The 4,467-nt window shown below is 59.6% G+C and carries 4 protein-coding genes and 1 pseudogene; 2 read left to right on the top strand and 3 right to left on the bottom strand.

The window, feature by feature from the left end:
• Positions 1-1,361 (bottom strand): annotated as a pseudogene (locus MTBLM5_RS16360) (Tn3 family transposase); the annotation flags it as partial.
• Between the two features lie 71 nt (positions 1,362-1,432).
• On the opposite strand from MTBLM5_RS16360, the gene MTBLM5_RS16355 reads away from it, so the two are divergent.
• Positions 1,433-2,518, top strand: a complete 1,086-nt coding sequence (locus tag MTBLM5_RS16355) for a hypothetical protein (protein WP_173977127.1) — start codon at positions 1,433-1,435, stop codon at positions 2,516-2,518.
• Entirely contained in the window at positions 2,515-3,723 is a 1,209-nt protein-coding gene (locus tag MTBLM5_RS16350; protein WP_173977126.1) for a diguanylate cyclase, read from the top strand. Before MTBLM5_RS16355 ends, MTBLM5_RS16350 begins: the two co-directional genes overlap by 4 nt.
• On the opposite strand, the gene MTBLM5_RS19190 is transcribed toward MTBLM5_RS16350, so the two are convergent.
• Positions 3,683-3,790: a hypothetical protein gene (locus MTBLM5_RS19190; protein ID WP_371814027.1), complete on the bottom strand. Its 108-nt coding sequence runs from the start codon at positions 3,788-3,790 to the stop codon at positions 3,683-3,685. The genes MTBLM5_RS16350 and MTBLM5_RS19190 overlap by 41 nt on opposite strands.
• A 253-nt stretch (positions 3,791-4,043) precedes the next feature.
• Positions 4,044-4,467, bottom strand: a 424-nt coding sequence (locus MTBLM5_RS16345; protein WP_173977125.1) for a recombinase family protein, incomplete at its 5' end; no start/stop codon positions are given.

Here is a 4,467-nt window from a genome sequence, read left to right as displayed (position 1 = left end):
GGGAGAAGCCCATAGGCGGCATTTCGCAAGGCCACGGAGGCATCAGGCGTGTCGGCCTTATGCGGCGTCACCTTCAACTCGCCGTCCTTGATCGTGACATCGGGCAACTTATTGGATTCGGCCAGAGTGCCGACCTGCTGAAGGGCACCATCAAGAGATTGCCCCACCATGCCCAGATGATCCATGGGCTCGTCGGATACAGCGACCGGAAGCGGCCCCTCGTGACGCAGAGCCTGGAACACCGGAATCGGCAGCAGGCAGTCCTCAAAGCTGCGAAAGACCCGGCTCCCTTCTACCCAGACATCGCCGGCCCGGAGACGATCACGGAGCTCGGACAAGGTGCAGATCTCGTAGGACCTGCGATCAACCTCGCCCTGAACGATTACAAACGGCCTCCAACTCCGGCGAATGAACGTCGGCACTTTGTCCGGCAATTTACGCAGACCCGATTGATACATGTCTCGCATGATGACCAGGGCAGCCAGTAGCGACTGGCACGCAGGCACGCCTTGAAACGACAGACCCGACAGCAGAATCTGGGCGAAGGGCTTGACGGTGGCATAGCGAGTGATCAATTCCGTTCGGGGATCGACGGTCTCTGGTCGGGCGAGATCCTCCGCCGAGGCTACGTTCTTGACGAAATTGGCCCACCCGGTTGCGTTCTCGATGGCAATCTTTGGGTCGCCACCCTGCTCGCATGCCGAGATGAGCACCCGGCATGCTCTGGCCAAGGCCGCCAACTGGCCATGTGCCTCTCGAACTGACTGGAGGGCGCGATCAGCGGTCCGGCGTTCGGCCCGTCGCGACAGCTTGCCCATCAACTTGTCAAACATTCCAAGAATACTGTCGATGAGGTTGGTCTCCAACTGCAAGGTTGTGGCGGCAAGGGTGGCATGGCGACGCTCGGGCGCAAGATCTCGGAGATGCTGAGCCGTCATCCACAGCCCCTCGTCAGCCATGCGGGACAATGTCCCGGCAGGAACCAGCTTGGCGACGTCGCGACTGATGCCGATCTGGCGAACACAGTTCAGCCGTTCCATCATCTCGGCCATGTTGCGCGTCGATGGCGCCGCACCGGTAATTTTCAGCCACGCCAGCCTGCTGAGGGACTTCTCTTCCATTGGTTCCAGCAGTTGATCCAGGGCCACCTGCCGATCATGATCAAGGCCACCGATCAGAGCCTGGATCATGATCTCCGTGGCTCTGAGGCGGGCACGCCGGACGATGAGGTCCAGCACAACCGGCAGGGGCAGCAGGATGCCGCGAGATCGGCATTCCCGGATCAGCAATTCGGCCAGTCGAACCGGCGAGCGTTCATTGGTGGCGATGCCGACCAGCCAGGTAATCAGGGCCTTGGTCACCTTGCGGTCTGAAGTACAAGACCCTCATCCCGAAGAAGGCCGCGTCTGCAAGCGCCGAACACATCCTTCAGATGGGGCTGTCCCAACCAAACGATGCCGAGTTGGCGGCCGAGCGCAAGGCCCGTCAAGAGGCGCGCGATAGGGATGTGGAATATGCGCTGCCTCCCAATCTTGCCCATCTGCTCAAGCGAATGGACTATGTCGTTCCAGAGCTTCCCGCGCCGACAAGGGATTTCGCCACCTTCGAGAAGCTTTGCCTCGCCGCCATTTGTCGCCGGGTCGATACGATTTTGGTGTTCTTCCAGCGTCACAATCCCGCCCTGCGGCTGGAACTTCCGACCTTCTTTCTTGCCTCCCCGGAATTTGCCGGGAGATTTCATCAGGTCATCGAAAAGTTCGTGTTCCCCACCATCTGGGACAGCCGACAGGTTCGCATGCTCGCGACTAATTTTGACTGGGCCAGCGAGGATGCCGACAGCTTTTGGGATCACGTCACCCGTCCCTTGGAGCGGAGCATCCAGCAGGGCTGGATCACCGCTTGGGACGATCTGCGACTGCTGGAGACCCATCGGAACGGGGGCAAGGTGCTCCAGGTCAAGGACGCCACTAAGGAACTGCGGCAGCTGCTGCTGCCGTCTGACCCCATGGTCTACGATATCCCCAAGATCGGCAATCGTGAGATCGGCGTCTTCAAATCCCTGCTCGACCCCGCCAATGACTGGAGCGAGGTGCTGAACCGTTCCTGGCGCCTCTGCTATGATCTTTATGAGCAGGAGAAGGATCCTCGCGTGTTCCAGGACAAGGCCCGCGACGGCGCATTCCGGGATGGTCTTCTGACGGTGTTCGGCCGCTTCCCCCCTGAATGGGCCGATTTCCTAGTGCTGACTTGCCATCGGGTGTTCCCGCGGGTGACCACGAGTTTCCTAGAGCGTTTCGCGACCAATTTGGGCCGTAACGAGGCGGAGCGGGAAGCCCACATCCCCTACACCATCCGATACCTCCGTCAGGTCCGCGAGATCCCTGAAATTCGTGAACGCGAGCGTGAGCAGGAGATGGAATGGGAGGACAAAATGAAGGAGCTCCGCAACTATCTGGCCAATCGGACGCCGTCGGATCAGACCGCCAATGCCTCCGCCATGTCGGGGGCCGCGTCATGATCGGAAACTTGCAAAATCGTCTGTCAGCGATGATGCGCGAAATCGGACTCGTCCATTTCAGGCAGTTGATCTCCTCTTCGGATCATCTTCCGTATTTGACGCGCCACCGTGCCGAGGCGGTGGCAACACGGGTGAGGATGGTCGCCGCCGCCTTCTCAATCTTGACCCTGGCTTGGATTGTTCTCGATCGCTTGGTGCTTCCTTGGCCGAGTTGGGCTTGGCTGGCGGGATTGCGTTTGATCGCCGCAATCGTGTTCGTGGGTCTTTCAATTGCCGCCCATCGAGGCATCACGTTAAGGCGCGCCTTCGGACTGATGTCGGTCATGCTGGCGCTGCCGTTGTCATTGTTTCTGGCGGCGCAGGTTCTGTTCTCCGGCATAGCGTTGACGGGAGCCGCAGCCATTGATTCCAAGCTCTATGCGGCGTTGCCGATCATTATCGTGGCGGGCCTGGGGGTTTTTCCCCTGACCGTCGCGGAGGGACTGGTCTTCGCGATGCCGGTTATTTTGGCTGCAACACTGGCTCCGATCATGGCGGGTGGAGGCGATTGGCTCGACCAGTTATCCACATTGTGGGTTCTGGGGCTGATTCTGTGCGTTTATCTGCTGGAGAGCATGATCCAGCTACATTACATGATCAATCTGCTGCGCCGGGCCAGTCATGATCCGCTCACCGGAACCTTCACCCGGAACAGCGGCAACGAGATTGTCGAGACCCAATTCCGCTTGGCCTGCCGGCAGAACGCCCCATTCGCCGTCGCCTTTGTCGATCTCGACAATTTCAAGAGCGTCAACGATGCCCACGGGCACGAGGCCGGCGACTGGGTACTGAAAAACGCCGTCGCCAATCTCGGGCGGCTGCTACGCAATTCTGATGTGATCATCCGTTGGGGTGGCGAGGAGTTCGTGATCTTATTGGGCAACGCCACGCTTGAAGGCCAGCGCATCGCTATGCAGCGTATTGTGGCCGAATGGCTGGGTACCCGCCCCGGTGGTGGCGTGATCACCGCCAGCATCGGCCTCGCCGAAAGGATCGCGGACGAGGCCCAAGATTGGCCGGAGTTGATCGAACTTGCCGACAGCCGCATGTATCAGGCCAAGGTGAGCGGCAAGGCCCGCTGCGTCATGGGCGGGGATGAGGTGATCTTGCCCCCTGACATGCACCCTATTCCGGTCGATGAACGTCCGGAAGCAGCGGCAAGATGAATATGAACGAGGCTCCTTGGCCAGCTACCGATTCACCCCACATCTGTCCACCATGGTGTTCGTCGATCTTTCGGCAGATGGACAGGACGATACTGGTTCCTTTGGGATCTCGCCTTGATAATCGCCGATACCAAGCCTATCGCCGCCGCCGCTCTGATTGCCAGCCTGATTGGGGCGGAATTTATTGCCGATAGTGCGCGATATTCATAAAATCTGTGTGCAGCCATCGACGTCGCCTAATCTATCGGGTCTGAGTAGCAGCGGAACAGAAAACCTAGGTAAGGAAATGTGCCCCGACAAAAATGGCGGATTTCGTCGGTTTACGGGGCTGCCGCAGAGTTCGTGTCTTCCCGCAACACCAACCGTACCGTCATAGGATGCCACCGTTTTCCCCTCGCAGTCCTAATGCCGCGATTGTTCAATTCGTCGGCGATGGCTGCGAAGGTCGTAAAGCCCTCTCCTTGGATCTCGTTGATCGCTGATCGGAATTCCGTTCGCCGACGCACGGCTTCGTTCTTCACCGCCTCAACGGCCGACTTGTTGCCGTAGGGCCGCAGATGTGCAGCCCCCAGCGGGCAGCCCAGCTTGGTTCCCCTCGCCTTCGTCGCCGCCAGCGCCACTTTGGTGCGTTCGGATATCATGCGGGCCTCGTGCTCGGCTACCGCGGCAAGAATATGCAAGGTGAACTGGCTGGCCAGCGGCATGTCCACGGCGACGAACTCGAATCCGCTCGCTTCCATTAGA

The organism is Magnetospirillum sp. LM-5, assembly GCF_902729445.1.
Lineage (GTDB): Bacteria > Pseudomonadota > Alphaproteobacteria > Rhodospirillales > Magnetospirillaceae > Magnetospirillum.
This window is presented reverse-complemented; position numbering and strand designations above follow the sequence as displayed.

Bases quoted from the DNA above. Each gene is read 5' to 3' on its own strand.
- MTBLM5_RS16350 (WP_173977126.1), top strand. From the start codon at position 2,515: ATGATCGGAAACTTGCAAAATCGTCTGTCAGCGATGATGCGCGAAATC.
- MTBLM5_RS16355 (WP_173977127.1), top strand. From the start codon at position 1,433: ATGGGGCTGTCCCAACCAAACGATGCCGAGTTGGCGGCCGAGCGCAAG.